The sequence below is a fragment of the Halorubrum sp. SS7 genome, assembly GCF_005435055.1.
In the GTDB taxonomy this organism is placed as follows: Archaea; Halobacteriota; Halobacteria; order Halobacteriales; family Haloferacaceae; genus Halorubrum; species Halorubrum salinarum.
The window spans coordinates 1-494 of sequence record NZ_SGXV01000185.1 but is presented as its reverse complement, the minus strand read 5'-3'; the positions used below and the strand labels follow the sequence as shown (position 1 = coordinate 494).

Below are 494 nucleotides of genomic sequence, written 5' to 3'. Positions count from 1 at the left end.
GGGCAGCGAGGACCTCGGATACGATCTCGACGACTGGGAACGGATCCGGGCGACGGGGACCGAGTCGGAGAAGTTCCTGTACCTCCCGGACGACGAGGAGATGCTCCGAGAGGAGGCGTTCATCGTCGCCGAGCCGACGGCCGTCGCGGACCTGCTCGACAACAGATAGGGGCGACGAGGGATCGACCGATCTCCCGGTCGAAACCGGGTCGCGACACCGATCACGGGCGAAACGGCTAAGCCGTTGAGACACGAACACGAGCGGATGGCAGACTCTGGCGACTCGGCGAGAAATGCCGCGGAGTACCGACACGCCGACGGGTCGGTGGAGATCGTGTTCGCCGTCGACGACGGACGTGTCCTGACCGTCCGCGAGTACCCGGACGAGGAGACCTTCGAGTCGGAGACGGAGTCGGCGGCGTACGTCGGCCAACACGAGGGCGTCTCCGACCTGCCGGCCGTCGAGGCGTTCGAGGAGACCGACGACTCCTGAC

At 66.6% G+C, this 494-nt stretch carries 1 protein-coding gene; it reads left to right on the top strand.

What is annotated here, in order from left to right; genetic code table 11:
* Window positions 1-265: 265 nt before the first annotated feature.
* Window positions 266-493, top strand: coding sequence for a hypothetical protein (locus tag EXE44_RS17510; protein WP_137706028.1), 228 nt, complete (start codon window positions 266-268; stop codon window positions 491-493).
* The last annotated feature ends 1 nt before the right edge of the window (window position 494 follow it).

Bases quoted from the DNA above. Each gene is read 5' to 3' on its own strand.
- EXE44_RS17510 (WP_137706028.1), top strand. From the start codon at position 266: ATGGCAGACTCTGGCGACTCGGCGAGAAATGCCGCGGAGTACCGACAC.